The organism is Parabacteroides sp. Y3-G-102 (assembly GCF_023656845.1).
GTDB classification, from domain to species: Bacteria; Bacteroidota; Bacteroidia; order Bacteroidales; family Tannerellaceae; genus Parabacteroides; species Parabacteroides distasonis.
Genome location: NZ_JAMOKU010000053.1, coordinates 1 through 15,467, shown reverse-complemented (window position 1 = coordinate 15,467; position 15,467 = coordinate 1). Strand labels below are relative to the sequence as shown.

The window sequence follows — 15,467 nt, the reverse complement described above, 5'->3', positions numbered from 1 at the left end:
TGGAAAGTAAGGTAGGAAATCCCCTACCCTATTTCCATTTTAACTTGTTGCAAATCTTTCATTGTGTCCCTTTTGTGCTTCTTGCATTCTTCCGGCTGAATGATTTGGAACTGTTCATCTTGGTAGTTGACCGCACCGCAAATCTTTCCGTCATGGTCGCAAATGGTATCATAACCGCCAAGTGTTTCACTTAACCATAGCATACCGCAAGAGCATTGCACTTTTATTATTCCCATATATATTTTTTAGTTGATTATTTACATGTCTTCTATTGCCAATGATTTACTAATTAAGATGATAAGGAAAGGTAAAACAACCTTTCCTTATGGCTATTTTTTTCCTAAAGTACCGTTTATGAATTTGCGTTTATAGCTTGCTATTTCTTTCTTATTTTCTTCCAAAAATGCTTCAAGCAGATTTCCTAGCATTTGCATCATTGGAACTTTTGACATTGTAGATAGTATTTTAAGTTCTTGATGGAACTCTCTAGGTATCTTTATCGTTTCCGTGTCTATTATCTCTCTTTTAGCGAAAAGCAAAGAAAGACCTTTAGGAAAAGATGATTCGGGAAATTCTGAAGGTTCTTCTGTCATATTCTCATTTTCCTGAATGATTTCTTCTTCTTCTTGTACTGGAGCAACAACTTTAGCTGGTTCTGTGGTGCTGGCTTCTGGTTGTACTTCCGGAATTTTCTCTTCTGAAGTCTGTTGTGATGAAACAGATTTTATACTTTGAACTTTCTTAGCTTCTTCTTTACCAGCCTGTACCAATGCGAACATTGATGTTTTAGGTTTTCCTGTATTTTTCTTTTCTTCAGCCATAATTTCATTTTTTAACGTAATTAATTAATAATTGTATCATTTCTTCTCCGAAATCATCACAGGTGTGATTATAGTTGTTTATTATCGTAGAAAGGTTTCTTTGGTAATTAACTTTGCTTTCCTTGATATGATTGTTCAGTAGCTCGAAAGGTAAATTGTCTTTGTTTGCTATAAGCTCTTTATATTCAAGCAAATTAGGTGTTACCTTGTTAGGCAATCCTTTTACTATTGTTTTGTAACCTAGACTTTCTCGTTTAGATAAGATATTTTCCTTGTAGTAATTGTAGAACTTTACAGTGTGCAATACTTCGATTTTTGAAGGAGCAAAAGGTATAATGACCACATCCATCATCATTAGGGTTTCTACTACTCCTGCCTGTTTCAAGTTTCCCGGAAAGTCAACCACTATTATATCGAAACTTTCTTTGAGAAATTCTATGCTGTTAATGAAGTCTGATGAAGATATACTCATTACTTCATACTCGTCTTTTATATCCTCTTCCTGTTGTGCTTCATCGAAAGCTCTTAACTCCCCCATTGTATTTTGCGCATCGTCTATATCGACAACGCCAATGGTTAAACCTGTCTGCTCGTGGCTCTCATGTACATATCCTGCGAACAAGGCTGTTAATGTTGATTTACCTGTTCCACCTTTTGGGTTCTCGAATGCTACGAATATACCCGGTAATATTTTTCCCATAACGTTACGAGTTTAAATTTTCCGCAATATATAAATTAATAATCTAACTAACAAATTAATCAGCTTGTTTAATAAATAATTAACTAATAATCTTATTTTATAACTAATTAATAAACTAATTAGTTAATTAAATGGTTAATTATACAATTAATGAATTAGTTATCTAGTTAATAAGTTATTTAATTTATTTATTAATTAGTTAACCAGTTTATAGGTTAATTAGTTTTCTAATAAACTAGTTAACTAGTTGTTTTTTTGTTGCCATGCTTTCAGTTCTTCCTTTTGTTAAGTTATCTGGTTACTTGGTTAATTAGGAAATCAGTTCTTTGGGTTGATTTTTCCGAAAGTATAGATCTTAAAGTTTTGGTGCTTTATAATTTTTATCTATCTTTGTATATGCAAGGTGTGGTTTTGTAGCTACAAAATCCACCTTGCGACAGCCGAGCTGACGAGTGATGTTCGTTTCACTCACATACATTAGAATAGAGAATAGGAATATAGAATGAAAGAGAATAGAACTAAAGTTATTCGGGCACGTCTTTCTGAAGAAGAAAAGGAACAGGTTTTCAGACGAGCTAAAGCTGAAGGTGTAACACTTTCTATGTATTTAAGAAAATCTGTTTTAGGGGAAAGGATAACTTCAAAAGCGGATATTCAAACCGTCTTTGAACTGAAAAAAATAGGTACTAATTTGAATCAACTTGCAAAGCATGTTAACTCTTTGCCTGTTGATGAAAATATTCGTCTTTCATTGGAAAGTATAGAGATGTACATTAAAGAGTTGAAGCAAATAACAGATAAACTAATATGATAGCGGAGATACAAAACCCGTTTGTAGGAGAAGCATTAAACCGCAAAATCGATTATCAGTTAAAGAAGATTGAAAGCGGTGTAGCTAGGGAATTATATAATTCTTCTGGTGATTCTCTTATTAATATGTATCGTAATATGTCCCTTGTTGCTGGTCTGAATGATCGTGTGAAATCACCATATATAGAATTTATTCTTAGCAGCCCGATAGGGGAGGATCTTCCGGACGAAAAGTTTTCTGAAGTAGCGAAAGAATATTTGGAAAGAATGGGGTACGGTGATTCTTGCTACACCATCATAAAGAACGATGATAAGGACCACCGGCATGTACATATACTTGCCACTACGATAGACTTAAACGGCTTGTGGATCTCTGATAGTTACAGCAAGGGACGTTCCGGAAAGATCATGCGAGAGCTAGAGCTTAAACATGGGCTTGAAGTTATGGAGAAAGGAAAGTCTTTCCGGAACAAGACGTTGGGAGAATCCCAGTACCGGCAATATTTCTTTGACACAGCTTTGCACAAGGCTTTGCGCAGCCATAATGCAAAAGAACGGGTGAAGGATCTTCTAGGGCAGTCGGAAACCTTTAAAACGATTAATCCTGATATGACTAAGGCTTATACTAATGCGGAATGGAAAATCATATTGGGGGAAGATACATACGAAAATATGTTAGATATGTTATCAAAAGGAAAGTTCTTTAATCCATTACTCAAGGACGAGTTACTTTCCGTCATGGATCGTTTGCGTCAGGAATGCGGCAACGTGAAAGAGTTCCGGGATCGATTGGAAAAAGAAGGGTATTATATGCGTCTGGTATCGGACAAGGGGAAATCTCATTATGTATATGGCATTCCTGATAGGGGCTTTTATCTGAAAGATACAGCCCTTCCGGAATCGTACCGGTTTGGGAAACTTTTGTTCGCCGGAAAACAAATGACCGCAGACGAGCAAAAGCATTATCTGTATAACCAGATCTTTGCAGTTCTTAATGGTTCATCCAGCTATGAAGATTTTAAAGACCGGCTAGCGGAGCATAATATAAACCTGATCGAACACGTCAACGGTAAAGGGATATACGGCATATCCTTTGCCCTTACAAATGTCGATACTCCGGAAATCTTTAAAAGCTCTGATGTATCAAGGAGATTAACCTATCAGAACATACAAGACTTCTTCCAAAAAGAGCAGAATCCGGAACAGGGAAAAGAGCAGGAGAGAGCAACGCCCATCGATCCGGTTATCGTGTGTTATGCGAGTAATCCGCACGAGTGGGAGAAGGATCTTATCTATATGTACCCGGTTGCCATGTCAATGGCTTTAGATAACGGATCAGGGAAGCACCGGAAAGGTGATGAAGATCTTCCGGACAACAAGAAAAAGAAAAAGCGAAATAAAGGATTATCATATTAATAACAAAATTGAATAGAAAATGCGCAAAAAAAAGAAGCAAATTAGTATGGAAGCAAATCGCTTCAAAAACGTAAGCGAATTGATAAAATCGTTTGAGGAGTATTCTGGGTTCAGTATTGATCCGGAAGAGATAGATACTCGTGATAAGCTGTTGGATAAAATTTCGGAAATACAGGACTATTTATCTAATGAAGTATCAGATATATGTTCTCGGTATTATTATGAAGCAGGACAATTAATGCCTGAAGATGAAGATTAACGTATAACAAATCAGAAAGGAGCCAATATGTTTGAGCCAAAAACAAAAGCCATTACCCGATGGGGACTTACTATTCGAGGTACTGATGTGTTTTTTCCAAAAAAGGAAACAGCTATAAAGATTGGAAGATTGACACTAAAGATGAATCCGGAAACTCGAATGTTTGAGGAATACCGGCTTTGGGATTTAACTTCGGGTGTTCCTGAATTGATTGATGAACAGAGATTTGATAGAACGATTTTAATTCAATAAAAGTTAATTATGAACTACAGCGAAGTTTTAAATCCATATCAACCGTTAGAAACCGGTGATTTCATGTACCGGTATTATATTAATGACCGGGAGTATATAATTTATTCACCGGAACGAAACAAGATATCCTGTTTGGAGTTGTTCGATTTCAAAGATCTTAGCGCTTATCAATTATCTGTATCCATCCAAGCGAAAGTACAGGTGCAATCGGAAAGCGAGGAATTGAAGGAGTTTAGTTTTGATCACGTATGTAGCAAAGAGGATCTGATAGCTTATCTCTTTGATATTACTGAAGGAAAAACGGAGATCCGGAAGGTGAGAAAGGTTTCAAATAACGAGGGCTATTTCCTTTTTGAACTGAAGAGTGCGCATAAGATCCGGAACTTTTACCAGTTCAACCCGGAAAGTAAAGAGTATCAGCTCGTGTTTGACAATGATATTTGCTGTGCAGCGATATATGAAGATGTAACTTCTGATGTCGTAAACGTGTGCTGGAATCCTGTTATCTTTAGTATATTAGAAGGACAGACAGAGCAGCAGAATACTTCTTATCTTCTGCCTTCTTCTAATCCTATCCTTTGTGCGCATGTCTGCAAGAAAGCGCAGGAGAGAAACGCTAGGATCAATCTGTACGTAGGCAAAAACGGCATGGAAGCTCTTTTGTTCTTTTCTTACTATATAGCTTCTAAAGGAATTGAGAAAAGCATTTCTATTTTTTCCGACAGTAAGCAGGTGACTGTAGAAATGGATCGTTGGAATCCTGTTACGGTGGTTAAACTTATGTCTAAGATGCAGAAAACGATCAATGATAAGTTAAGGAAACAGTTTGGGGAAGAAGATGAACTGACCATTTACCGGCTGGAATCCGTAGCCGGGAAATCTTTTCTTGCTTTTCAAAACCATCCCCTAGCAATAGATGTGTTCTTTCGGAATATCATCCCGTTATATGGTTTGGAAAATATTGAGTATATAGAAATGTAGCTTGTTGTTTATCTGATAAACAAGAAAAAATTATTCTAAATAGGAAACATTTTTATAGGGAAATTGTTATTTTTGTGCAGTCGTAAACCGACCGTGTTTTTACATATTGAAGAAAAAAAGCGTTTAGCTGATTTCTGTGCAAGCGAAAAGTCCAAAAATTGCATTATACACAGAGAAACAGATAAATGCTCCCCGTGATATGCGGGGGGTATCTCCTGTTTGTGTGTATAGGGCTTGGACTCTCTCGCTTGCGGATAGGCGAATGCCCTTCCGCTTTTTTTATGTTTATTGGCTTGGTGTAGGGCACAAGCGAAATCCTTATGACAATGGAAAAGACACAGCGAAAACAGTCCCTAAACTGCTTGTCAAACACTCCTAAGCTGTTTGACCTAAACGAACTACTAAGCTCGCTCAAGATCACGCCCGGACAAATGGGAAACATGAAAGGGTTGATATACATCGAAGGGCTGACGGAAAAACAAGTACGCCAAAGATTAAGCCATGCAAAGATCATCAGAACAAATAGATTCGGGGTTAATTCCTGCCTGTATTATATCCTCTTTGAGGATGTAAAGGGGAGATATTTGTGCCTGTTTAACGGTGACAGGGAATGTTTCAGATCGTTGTTTTTCAGTAAGGTATTACTAAATTAACCCCCTATAAGATAGAATTGTAAAGTTCTTTTCATCCGCAAAATGGAATGAATAGAACGTAATATTTATATTGTTAAAATCTATTAACGGGGGGGGGTAAATTCTAATTTGTATTTCTACACGCTTTGAATAATAAAATATATACATATTTTTGAACCATCTTGAGTTCAAGTTATAAATGCAACTTTTAAAGAAAAGGATTAATAGCTGCATAAGTAATATTTTTTTCAGAGAGAAAAGAGAGACAATTCCCTCTGTTCTCTGCTGAATGGATAAATGTTACTATCTTTGTTTTTATTGTCCGTCCAAAGAAATAAAAGTTGTAGATGAGTAAACATATAACCGAAAAGCAAAGGTATGCAATTTCTAAGATGTTGCAAGTTCCGATGAGTAAAAAAGATATAGCTGAAGCTATTGGAGTTGATAGGAGTAATATTTATAGAGAAATAAAACGCAATTGCGATAGTCGTAGTGGAAAATACAACCCTGATCTTGCCCAAAGAAAGGCAGATAAACGTAAGGTTGAAAAGAAGCGAAAGGAGGTATTTACACAAGCTATGAAGAAGCGTGTAAAAAAGCTTCTACGAAAGGACTTGAGCCCAGAGCAGATAGTGGGCAGAAGCCAAGTAGAAAATATAGCTATGGTATCTCACGAAACTATATATTGTTGGATATGGCAAGATAAACGACAAGGTGGGGATCTTCATAAATCTCTTAGAAGGCAAGGACGCAAATATTCAAAGCGTGGTTCTAAAAACGCAGGTAGAGGATTTATTCCGAATAGAGTGGAGATTGATCAGCGACCTTCAATTGTAGAGCAAAAAGAAAGATTTGGTGATTTAGAGATAGATACAATTATTGGAAAGAATCACAAAGGTGCTATTCTAACCATTAATGATAGAGCAACAAGCAGAGTATGGATACGTAAGCTATCAGGGAAAGAAGCCATCCCTGTAGCAAAGATTACAGTATGGGCATTACGAAAAGTAAAAAACTTAATACACACAATAACGGCTGATAATGGAAAAGAATTTGCAAAACACGAGGATATAGCACAAAAATTAGATATTAATTTCTATTTTTGTAAGCCATACCACTCTTGGGAGCGTGGTGCCAATGAAAATACTAACGGTCTTATCAGGCAGTATATCCCAAAGGGTACGGACTTTAGTGAAGTAACCAACAAGCGTATTAAATGGATTGAAAACAATCTAAATAATAGACCTCGTAAAAGACTTGGATACCTCACACCAAACGAAAAATTTAAACAAATTATTAATATGAATTCCGTTGCATTTGGAACTTGAATTCAGCAAGAAATAAGTAATGATAAAAAATAAACTGCCCGTAAGATACACGGGACAGCATTTTACTATAGATAAAGTGCTGATAGATGATGCAATTAAAATTGCGAAAATAAATGAATCCGACACTGTTATAGATATTGGTGCCGGAAAAGGATTTTTGACTGTTCATTTAGTTCGTCAATGCACAAATCTAATTGCAATAGAGAATGATAAATCGCTATTGTCCATTCTAAAAAACAAGTTTTCTAACAACACGAATGTCAAAATTATTGATTGTGATTTTAGATGTTACACCATACCAAAAAGAAATTTTAAAGTTGTGTCTAATATCCCTTTCAGAATAACTTCTGAAATTTTAAAATCCTTGATGTTTGATAGTGTTGAGCATTTTATGGGTGGTTCATTGATAATGCAACTTGAACCTGTCCAAAAGTTATTTTCAAAAAAAGTTTTCAATCCATATATTGTGTTTTATCATACTTTTTTTGATTTAAAACTTATGTATGAAATATCTCATGAGAGTTTTTTGCCACCACCAAAAGTCAAGTCAGCACTTTTAAAGATTGAAAGAAAAAAAATGTCAATAAGTTATGAATTGAAAAGAAAATATCTGAATTTTCTCACTTTCTTGTTGCAAAAACCCGATTTGCCAGCCAGAACTGTATTAAAGACAATATTCAGAAAAAGTCAAGTCAGAGTTATTGCTGATAAATATGGAATAAATCTTAATTGTCAAATTGTTAGTTTGGCTGCAAAACAATGGGAATGTTGTTTTTTGGAAATGTTGGAGAGAGTTCCTGAAAAAAACCATCCCTCTTAATTGTTAGTTGATTAGAGTCTGATTCAGTAAAACAAAATTATTTTTTTTACTGAATCAAGATTAACTGTTTAATACACCATTTTAGTCATTAAGTAACTTCTATTTTACTTCCATGTAATATCCACAGGATTGCGTCTCGGAATAGAAGTTATTTTATAACTTGAATATCCAAATAGCATTGGACAAGCCGCTTTACGTTCTTCTGGTATTGATAACAAATCCTTTAATGGTTTATAATTGTCTATAGCCAACTTTACGAATCCAGCCCAACATGTACCGATACCAAAAGCGGGCGCAGCAATATCAAAATGAGTCAAAGCAATAATTGCTTCGGTAGGGTCATCAATTGGCTCAATAGGAACATGTGCAAAAAGTAAATGGGGAGCATTATGGCAAATCAAATCCAAACCACTATCCCAAGTTGAAATTATTGCAGGTACATAATCTGCTAGAGGATGTGATGTGTTTTGAATAGTTCGCATCCAATCAACGGTTAAACTTGCAACACGATTTACCTCTGATGGTTTATGAATAACAATCCATTTTACTGGTTGTCCATTCCCTCCAGATGGAGCATAACGGGCTATATCAATAACTTTAGCAATTAACTCTTTATTAACTGTCTTTGAAGAATAATGTCTCACAGAACGTCGACTTTTTATATACAATGCTATATTCTGTGGTTCAATCTGACTATCCAAAAAAGACGTATTAATTTTTTCGTCAAGAAGGAAATCTAAGGTAAGAGCCTTCTGTGCACAAAAAGACTCACAATGACCACATTTTAAACAATAATCCAATTTTTCTTCAGGTATGGTTGGATAATTTAAGGCTGTCGATTTATCAATGATTCCCATTACACATACAGTTGCGCAAGTATTGCATTTAGAACATGTTTTTCTGTCTATAAGAATTTGTGGCATTTTTGTCTCCTTTAAATTTTATTCATTAAAATATAAACTTTATCATGGAAAAAGCAAATATAGGATTTAAAGCCGGGATCATCTTAGAAAAATTAGGCGAAACCGGACTTATAACCATTGCCGAGCTTGCGAGAAGGCTAAATTTTGCGGCTGATGAAACCGCACTCGCCGCCGGATGGCTCGCACGTGAGAATAAGATATACATCGAACGGCGAAACGGTTTGCTGTATATCAGGAAAGAGTGATACAACGTATCAAAAGGATAAACGATAAACGCTGGAATGTTTGCAGTGCGTAACACTATTGATGTAAAAGTGCTTTTCATTATCCATTTGAAACCATTTATAAACTTATAAAAAATACAGGTATGGATAAGCACATCATCAGAGAGAACGCAGGGAAACTCTGGCGCTTATTAAGCACAGACGTACACCGGAAATGGAATTTGCAGGAAGTAAAGGAATTGACAGGGTTCAATGATCTGGAAGTCGCCAGTGCGATAGGCTGGCTCGCTCGTGAGGACAAGATTCAATTCGAGCTTGAACACCACGACACTAAGGATAAGAACGCATTACTATACCTTATGTTGAACGTCTATTTCTAAACACCTCCCTTTGAATTGTAAAAGCCCCCGGCGGGGTTTTCGCTGGGGGCTTCCTGCATTTGCATATATAACCTCAAAGGCAAGTCAAATCGGACGGGGTGGCGGTCGGACGGCTGAAAAGTCGAAAACGTAACACAGGCGTGTTACTACTTGTCTTTGACAAGGCATTTTTTAGGGGTGCTGGCATACAATCCGAAAGGGGCGGGAACGGCTGTTCCCGTTTGTTCTCCCTGCAACCTACAGGATATTAACCTTAAATCATTAAGTGATAAACACTATATTTAATAAACCCTTTTAGCCAACAAATTGTTATCTTTATGCGGTCGTAAACAAAAAATAAGCTTATGAAAACTGCTATGGAAAAAAAAGAAATCGGCTTAATGAGACAGATCGGTTATCTCTCTTTTGTCGTTGTTTTGTTGTATGGGCTTACGCTATTTGCGGTTTCTTGTGACAATGATGAAGATCCTCCTCTTCCTCCCGCAGTGGAAAAAGTAGTGCTGGCATTTGGTGTGGATCAGGGTGAAGGTCAGCTTTCGGCTAAACCGGAGTTGGAAAATACGGCTGCGGAAAAGATAGGAGAATTGATCTCTCCGGCTGAAATAGCGAAAGGCACAACGGTGCATTTTCGTGCTACCCATTCCAAATCATGGACAATCATGTATTGGAAAGTCAATGGCGTCATTATTCGTTCTGTGGAGCCGGAGCAGACTTTCGTCATCGATGAGCATAAGGAGGTTCGGGTTGCTTTCAAGCCTTACAAGTCACCGGAACCGGAGGGGCTGTAAAACAAACTGTGTCAGCAAAGCAATAAAATATTAATTTTGCTGACACAGTTTAATTGAATTCTCTTTTTGCTGTTCATTTGCTTTATTTCAGGACTTCGCCCTTCTCGTTGAAGAACACTTCGCTGTCCGTGCCTTCTGCATCGGTAAATGTCACCTTGTAGGTCTTTGTGCCTTCCTCGCTTTCCTCAACTGCGGCTTCCTTGATTGTCAGGTCTGCGAAATCCTTCTTGATCGTGTCCTGAACCGCCTGCGGCAGATCCTTTACCTCGATTGGCTTATAATCGTTCACCATTACCACAATCTCAACATCCGATACCATGTTGCCGGCGAATGCCACTGAACTACCCAATCCCATAACAAGTGCTACTGCAAATAATACCTTTTTCATAATCCAATCTATTTAAATATTTAACATATGGTTTCTGAAAGACAAAGAACAAACATTGTGCCAAACAAATAAACAAGCCATATATACCTGATAATCAAAAGCATACAAAAAACACATATATTTATTGAAGAACTGTTATCTGTGTATCATTTCCACATTTTGTGGAAATGATACACAGACTTTCTATAATTGCCTCCGGCGGGGTTTTCGCCGGGGGGCTTCTTGCATTTGCATATCTATCAAAAAGAAAGCAATATCGGAGCGTTACACCATAAAAACAGCTAGCCGGTTATTACAAAATGATATTGCCACAGTTGAGCATAAGGACAGATCCAGCTATAAAATGGAGTAGGAGAGTAGCAAAATGATATTTATGTTTTAGGCGTTCCCTTCGGTCAGGCTTTCCGCTTCTACATGGTAAACGCTTCAATCCTTAACGCATAATGCCCACCCACCCGAATAAGGTAGGCTATTTTCCGATTGATCGGTTCGGTGAGCCATCCGGTAAACCGAATGACTTTCACTGATCCGAACAGTCGGAAAAGGAGTACCCGGAATAAACCTTTCCGGCTGATAGGTGCAAGCACTTACCAGCTGGAAAGATATATTCCTGCATGGGTACTCCGGTAGCCGGTTGTTTGATCCCGTTATTATACTTTCGGAAAAAATCTGTGTTTAGATACTTTTTTCTGTGTTTAATCCTAGTTCTTTGCTATCGCTTTGGGCTAGTTTGATGTTGCTTAATCCGGGAGCGTCAGAGGGTAGACCGAAGATCTTCTGGACTGCTATTATCGTTGGAGCCGATGCGGATCCTTTCAGCTCGTCTATTATTTTAGGGGAAGGGATATACCCTTCATCCTTCAGCCCGGCGATCCGGGTAAAATCGTTTTTTTTTATGGCATCTTGGAACTCACATTCCTTGCCTTTTGATATGGATGCTTGTAGATCATCGTTCCAATCACTGTTTACCGATAACTCCACGTTAGGCAGTTGAAGAACTTTATCCTTCAGTTCTTCAACCGGCAGACCTTCAATATTGGGTAACTCTTGACCTTTTAAGAATGTATCTAGCTTCAGCGCATATTTATAGCCGTTGCTATCATTGTCAAATATATAAGTAACCTGATCGGTTATATTATTAATATTTTGCCTTGACAGGAGCAGCTTTATAACGCCCATTTGTCCCTGTGTGATGTTCCCTTCAGTGCTGATATATAAGATGTTCTTTTCGGTATTCAGAAGCTTTATTTGATAATGGGACGCAGCATCGATCATGCTTTCACTGATATATATATGCTCTATTGGTCTTGTCTTGTCATGCTTAGACACTACGATACTATCGTATTTGTTGCCTGATATGCCTTTGAAGCTCTTACCGTCTTCGGGTCTTATCCCCCTTTGGGAAATACCCTGAAAGCCGTTTTGGTTAATAAGTCTGGTACAGGTATTATTATAGACTTTTCCATCTTTCCGGTGTTCCCTAGAGGTGAATACCCCAGAAAATACCGGTGAAGATAGTGTATCTTGAGTAATTCCTCTCTTTTGCAAGAAATCCCCTTGATAGGGTTTCAGTTGGCTGTTCAGGAACGCCAGCTGATTAGGATCTAGTTTTGCGTTGCTAACTCCAAACCGGCTATCTTGAGATAATACGACTTCCTTATTGTTTACATAGTTCTGAACGGCTTCCCCGGCTTCTCGCAGGCTAGGCATTCTCCCGGTCTGTTCGTAGATATGCTTCTGCATTAGATCTATGATAGTCTTTCCTCGTGCTTCTCCGTGAACGTCCCAATAGGTATAGTAATCCTTACTATTCTTCTTGATAATAACGGTATCGGATCCGTTGCTCATCTTAGGGGACGAGTTGGAAGATCCGGAAACAAACTTCCAGCCTAAATAGAGAAAAAACTCCGGAAGGGAAACATCCCTTTTCAGTTTGTCAAAGTCTACTTTCATAACGTCAGATTTTTAGGTCATTACTTTTATCTTTACCTAGCCCTACATTATCGCTTTGGGCTAGTTTGATGTTGCTTAATTCGGGAGCGTCAGAGGGTAGACCGAAGATCTTCTGGACTGCTATCATCGTTGGAGCCGGTGCGGATCCTTTCAGCTCGTCTATTATTTTAGGGGAAGGGATATACCCTTCATCCTTCAGCCCGGCGATCCGGGCAAAATCATTTTTTTTTATTGAATCTGAAAAAATAGAATCGGTTATTTGTTGCTGTGTTCTTATGATGATAGGATGATCCTGTATGTTATTCAGGATCTCCTTATCAGAAAACAAAAGATCCGGCTTATATTTCCCAGCGTAGAAGTTTGACAGGTACAGTTCCTCTGAAGGCTCTAATTTCATTAGCGAAGATACGAAATCAGCCACCTTATCGTTGATCTCCTGCATGGGATATTTTCCGCTGTTGGTATGCATCATCGGAAGTAGCTGCTGCCTTATCTCCGTAAAGGTCACATTCTCTATGCTTTGTTTTGGATCAGCCTTTAACATGTCCTTATTCTCCGGATTGCCAAGAGAAGAGTAAAAAACAATGGATTTCCTTAAAAGATCCCTTTCTTCTTTGCTCGTCAATATATCAGAGGATGCAAGGGAGAAGAGGTCATATATATCTCTGGGCTTACATCTTTCATAGAACGCCTTTATCTTTCCTGCAAACAATTCGATAGGATTGACGTAGTTTACTACAAATGAAGTCTTGTTCTCTCTGATGAAGGGAAACTCAATAGATTTAACTTCTGGTTTGAATATATGGGATCGATTATGATAGTTTATATCTAGTTTTATCTTATCTCCGCTTCCTGTCACCGTATTATAGTGCAAAGAGAGAGAATCTAGGGTAAAATTACTTCTTTCAGTCTTCCTATACCCGTTCTGCTGGAAATAGCTATCTAAAGCCTTGTTGATTTGTTCTCTTTCCGCTAACATATCCTCTTTAGATACGTTTTTAGAGAAATCAAGATCCAGATCGACAGAAAGCCGGGGAAGATCGAAAACAAGCAGGTTTATAGCCGTCCCCCCCTTCAGTAACAATTTACCGCTAAACTCCGGCTGATTGTTAAGGTCATTGAGGATATTGGATAATCGCATAACTTTCTCTATTCCAGCAACCGTAAAATTATTTTCTTTTGCTAGTCTAGTGATTTCTTCTTGTGTATAATCAAAACTCATAATATACTCCTTTCTCTATTTCTTTCATTACATCTTTAGGCGCACATACATTCCATTCCTTGAAATAGGTATCACAACGGGAAGGATTTGTAAGGTAACTTGTTGTATTTCCCATCTTCTTTTTACATACATCGAAGAACATATCCGATAGGTTTAGTTGTTCCTGAAGCTGGGACAGGATGAATCCTGTACGTTGATACAGGCTTTTCTTTTGGTATAGTTTCAGGCATTCTAACATATCTTCTTCTATTACGGAATCTGGATCAACCTCTATTAAGGCAAATAACAGTTCTTCAATGCCACCGGCTAAGCCTATATTGTTTAAGCAGTCAATTATGGTTTGGCTGATCGATGTAACCGTGATAGGATAGCCAGTATCTTTTTTTGTAACCAAAGGTTTGTATATAAACTGCAAAGGCTTATATACATAACGCTGGTTCAGGTACTCAAAAGACCGGAAGGGAGTAGAACTGTGCACATAAAGCCAGTTAAATTCCTGTGTCTGTAACATATAGAACTCTAATGCAGAATGATAAGCTAGGCAACCGTTATCAACGGAATTGCAAGCTATCTGATACTTGTTCTGTATGTTAGCCGGCAAATATACTCCCCGGCGAATATGTGATAACAAACCTCGCTTTTTCCAGTTGTAAAGACGGGATTTCATGGTGTTATATCCTACTGGTTGATCTATGCTTATCATGCCTGTTTCTTTATATTTAGATATTATATTACTCATTTTCCTTAGAATTTATTTCAAAGATATCACATTTGATAGTATTGAGCAAATTTCTAAGTACTTTTTTTATATTTAAACTTGATATTATCAGTTAGTAGACAGATAATTAAGAATATACTTTCGGAAAAATATCCTCTTATCTTTTTCTGCCCTGTATGTTAATCCCTTCTATCCTTAGATACTTGTATAGGGTAGCTCTGGAAACTCCTACTATCCGGCAAACATCATCTATCGTGCCTATTTCATTTTGTAGATACTTGGTGTATTCTATAGCCGCTAGTTTAGCTTTCCTTTTAGCTTGATCTGTTAGACCGGGCTTGCGTCCTCCTATTCGTCCTTTTGCCTTTGCTGAAGTCAAACCGGCTATTGTACGCTCGGAAATTATATTTCGCTCCATTTCTGCAATACAGCATAAAAGATGAAACGCAAACTTTCCGATTGGTGTTGATGTATTTAATTGCTCTGTTAGACTAATTAGAGCAATATTTTTCTTTTCAAGAGCTTCTTGAAGTTTTATAAGTTCGCAGGTTCTTCTTCCTAATCGGTCTAGTTTCCATACGATAAGCTGATCTCCTGTTTTTAATTTTGCAATTAAAGCATCTAAAACAGGCTTATTTTTATTCTTTCCAGATATTTTTTCTTCACAGATGTGATCCACTCCGTATAAACGTAATGCGTCCAGTTGGAGGTTTAAGCATTGATCCGGAGTTGATACACGTGCATAACCATATTTCATAATTTTTACGGCAAAAGTAGCACGTACATAGCCTTTGAAAAATATAGAGAAGGTGATTTTTAAATTTATTAAAACGAACCTTTTTTTAAACTGAA

At 37.4% G+C, this 15,467-nt stretch carries 19 protein-coding genes; 10 read left to right on the top strand and 9 right to left on the bottom strand.

Annotation, left to right across the window (positions count from 1 at the left end; genetic code table 11):
• Positions 1-23 precede the first annotated feature (23 nt).
• The 3 genes from NBH16_RS19915 to NBH16_RS19905 form a co-directional block, all read right to left on the bottom strand.
• Positions 24-236 carry a hypothetical protein gene (locus NBH16_RS19915; RefSeq protein WP_151853435.1) on the bottom strand — a complete coding sequence of 71 codons (213 nt, stop codon included), beginning with the start codon at positions 234-236 and terminating at the stop codon, positions 24-26.
• A 93-nt stretch (positions 237-329) separates the two neighbouring features.
• Positions 330-821, bottom strand: coding sequence for a hypothetical protein (locus NBH16_RS19910; protein WP_151853436.1), 492 nt, complete (start codon positions 819-821; stop codon positions 330-332).
• A 4-nt stretch (positions 822-825) separates the two neighbouring features.
• Positions 826-1,521, bottom strand: coding sequence for a ParA family protein (locus tag NBH16_RS19905; RefSeq protein ID WP_005783141.1), 696 nt, complete (start codon positions 1,519-1,521; stop codon positions 826-828).
• 502 nt (positions 1,522-2,023) lie between these two features.
• Here NBH16_RS19905 and NBH16_RS19900 point away from each other — a divergent pair.
• The 7 genes from NBH16_RS19900 (at position 2,024) to erm (ending at position 8,019) form a co-directional block, all read left to right on the top strand.
• Entirely contained in the window at positions 2,024-2,332 is a 309-nt protein-coding gene (locus NBH16_RS19900) for a plasmid mobilization protein (protein ID WP_005783145.1), read from the top strand.
• Positions 2,329-3,747: a relaxase/mobilization nuclease domain-containing protein gene (locus NBH16_RS19895; protein ID WP_250788993.1), complete on the top strand. Its 1,419-nt coding sequence runs from the start codon at positions 2,329-2,331 to the stop codon at positions 3,745-3,747. The genes NBH16_RS19900 and NBH16_RS19895 overlap by 4 nt, the downstream gene beginning before the upstream one ends.
• A gap of 19 nt (positions 3,748-3,766) precedes the next feature.
• On the top strand, positions 3,767-4,006 hold the full coding sequence (locus tag NBH16_RS19890) for a hypothetical protein (RefSeq protein WP_158533125.1): 240 nt from the start codon (positions 3,767-3,769) through the stop codon (positions 4,004-4,006).
• 27 nt (positions 4,007-4,033) lie between these two features.
• The gene (locus NBH16_RS19885) at positions 4,034-4,258 is read left to right on the top strand and encodes a hypothetical protein (protein WP_151853440.1); all 225 of its coding nucleotides are present in this window, start codon (positions 4,034-4,036) and stop codon (positions 4,256-4,258) included.
• A 9-nt stretch (positions 4,259-4,267) separates the two neighbouring features.
• Positions 4,268-5,239: a hypothetical protein gene (locus NBH16_RS19880; RefSeq protein ID WP_151853441.1), complete on the top strand. Its 972-nt coding sequence runs from the start codon at positions 4,268-4,270 to the stop codon at positions 5,237-5,239.
• 979 nt (positions 5,240-6,218) lie between these two features.
• Positions 6,219-7,199, top strand: a complete 981-nt coding sequence (locus tag NBH16_RS19875; protein ID WP_004343809.1) for an IS30 family transposase — start codon at positions 6,219-6,221, stop codon at positions 7,197-7,199.
• Between the two features lie 19 nt (positions 7,200-7,218).
• Entirely contained in the window at positions 7,219-8,019 is an 801-nt protein-coding gene (gene erm, locus NBH16_RS19870) for a 23S ribosomal RNA methyltransferase Erm (RefSeq protein WP_010539471.1), read from the top strand.
• Between the two features lie 104 nt (positions 8,020-8,123).
• Here the strand turns inward: erm and NBH16_RS19865 are convergent, their stop codons facing one another.
• Positions 8,124-8,876: a nitroreductase family protein gene (locus tag NBH16_RS19865; RefSeq protein WP_225883635.1), complete on the bottom strand. Its 753-nt coding sequence runs from the start codon at positions 8,874-8,876 to the stop codon at positions 8,124-8,126.
• A 110-nt stretch (positions 8,877-8,986) separates the two neighbouring features.
• On the opposite strand from NBH16_RS19865, the gene NBH16_RS19860 reads away from it, so the two are divergent.
• The 3 genes from NBH16_RS19860 (at position 8,987) to NBH16_RS19850 (ending at position 10,334) form a co-directional block, all read left to right on the top strand.
• The gene (locus tag NBH16_RS19860) at positions 8,987-9,187 is read left to right on the top strand and encodes a winged helix-turn-helix domain-containing protein (RefSeq protein WP_113748958.1); all 201 of its coding nucleotides are present in this window, start codon (positions 8,987-8,989) and stop codon (positions 9,185-9,187) included.
• 122 nt (positions 9,188-9,309) lie between these two features.
• A complete protein-coding gene (locus NBH16_RS19855; protein WP_005783165.1) occupies positions 9,310-9,546 on the top strand; it encodes a winged helix-turn-helix domain-containing protein in 237 nt (78 codons plus the stop codon).
• 356 nt (positions 9,547-9,902) lie between these two features.
• Positions 9,903-10,334, top strand: coding sequence for a hypothetical protein (locus NBH16_RS19850; RefSeq protein WP_224205128.1), 432 nt, complete (start codon positions 9,903-9,905; stop codon positions 10,332-10,334).
• Between the two features lie 82 nt (positions 10,335-10,416).
• Here NBH16_RS19850 and NBH16_RS19845 read toward each other — a convergent pair whose 3' ends face one another.
• The 5 genes from NBH16_RS19845 to NBH16_RS19825 form a co-directional block, all read right to left on the bottom strand.
• The gene (locus NBH16_RS19845) at positions 10,417-10,722 is read right to left on the bottom strand and encodes a hypothetical protein (RefSeq protein ID WP_005783170.1); all 306 of its coding nucleotides are present in this window, start codon (positions 10,720-10,722) and stop codon (positions 10,417-10,419) included.
• 675 nt (positions 10,723-11,397) lie between these two features.
• Entirely contained in the window at positions 11,398-12,675 is a 1,278-nt protein-coding gene (locus NBH16_RS19840; protein ID WP_151853278.1) for a toprim domain-containing protein, read from the bottom strand.
• 4 nt (positions 12,676-12,679) lie between these two features.
• Positions 12,680-13,897 carry a nucleotidyl transferase AbiEii/AbiGii toxin family protein gene (locus NBH16_RS19835; RefSeq protein WP_240058874.1) on the bottom strand — a complete coding sequence of 406 codons (1,218 nt, stop codon included), beginning with the start codon at positions 13,895-13,897 and terminating at the stop codon, positions 12,680-12,682.
• Positions 13,887-14,636, bottom strand: coding sequence for a type IV toxin-antitoxin system AbiEi family antitoxin domain-containing protein (locus tag NBH16_RS19830; RefSeq protein ID WP_005783186.1), 750 nt, complete (start codon positions 14,634-14,636; stop codon positions 13,887-13,889). The genes NBH16_RS19835 and NBH16_RS19830 overlap by 11 nt, the downstream gene beginning before the upstream one ends.
• 136 nt (positions 14,637-14,772) lie before the next feature.
• On the bottom strand, positions 14,773-15,467 hold a 695-nt coding region (locus NBH16_RS19825), incomplete at its 5' end, for a recombinase family protein (RefSeq protein ID WP_217728005.1).

Excerpts from the sequence above, each read along its gene's own strand:
- NBH16_RS19915 (WP_151853435.1), bottom strand. The coding sequence starts at position 236 with ATGGGAATAATAAAAGTGCAATGCTCTTGCGGTATGCTATGGTTAAGT.
- NBH16_RS19910 (WP_151853436.1), bottom strand. The coding sequence starts at position 821 with ATGGCTGAAGAAAAGAAAAATACAGGAAAACCTAAAACATCAATGTTC.
- NBH16_RS19905 (WP_005783141.1), bottom strand. The coding sequence starts at position 1,521 with ATGGGAAAAATATTACCGGGTATATTCGTAGCATTCGAGAACCCAAAA.
- NBH16_RS19900 (WP_005783145.1), top strand. The coding sequence starts at position 2,024 with ATGAAAGAGAATAGAACTAAAGTTATTCGGGCACGTCTTTCTGAAGAA.
- NBH16_RS19895 (WP_250788993.1), top strand. The coding sequence starts at position 2,329 with ATGATAGCGGAGATACAAAACCCGTTTGTAGGAGAAGCATTAAACCGC.
- NBH16_RS19890 (WP_158533125.1), top strand. The coding sequence starts at position 3,767 with ATGCGCAAAAAAAAGAAGCAAATTAGTATGGAAGCAAATCGCTTCAAA.
- NBH16_RS19885 (WP_151853440.1), top strand. The coding sequence starts at position 4,034 with ATGTTTGAGCCAAAAACAAAAGCCATTACCCGATGGGGACTTACTATT.
- NBH16_RS19880 (WP_151853441.1), top strand. The coding sequence starts at position 4,268 with ATGAACTACAGCGAAGTTTTAAATCCATATCAACCGTTAGAAACCGGT.
- NBH16_RS19875 (WP_004343809.1), top strand. The coding sequence starts at position 6,219 with ATGAGTAAACATATAACCGAAAAGCAAAGGTATGCAATTTCTAAGATG.
- erm (WP_010539471.1), top strand. The coding sequence starts at position 7,219 with ATGATAAAAAATAAACTGCCCGTAAGATACACGGGACAGCATTTTACT.
- NBH16_RS19865 (WP_225883635.1), bottom strand. The coding sequence starts at position 8,876 with ATGGGAATCATTGATAAATCGACAGCCTTAAATTATCCAACCATACCT.
- NBH16_RS19860 (WP_113748958.1), top strand. The coding sequence starts at position 8,987 with ATGGAAAAAGCAAATATAGGATTTAAAGCCGGGATCATCTTAGAAAAA.
- NBH16_RS19855 (WP_005783165.1), top strand. The coding sequence starts at position 9,310 with ATGGATAAGCACATCATCAGAGAGAACGCAGGGAAACTCTGGCGCTTA.
- NBH16_RS19850 (WP_224205128.1), top strand. The coding sequence starts at position 9,903 with ATGGAAAAAAAAGAAATCGGCTTAATGAGACAGATCGGTTATCTCTCT.
- NBH16_RS19845 (WP_005783170.1), bottom strand. The coding sequence starts at position 10,722 with ATGAAAAAGGTATTATTTGCAGTAGCACTTGTTATGGGATTGGGTAGT.
- NBH16_RS19840 (WP_151853278.1), bottom strand. The coding sequence starts at position 12,675 with ATGAAAGTAGACTTTGACAAACTGAAAAGGGATGTTTCCCTTCCGGAG.
- NBH16_RS19835 (WP_240058874.1), bottom strand. The coding sequence starts at position 13,897 with ATGAGTTTTGATTATACACAAGAAGAAATCACTAGACTAGCAAAAGAA.
- NBH16_RS19830 (WP_005783186.1), bottom strand. The coding sequence starts at position 14,636 with ATGAGTAATATAATATCTAAATATAAAGAAACAGGCATGATAAGCATA.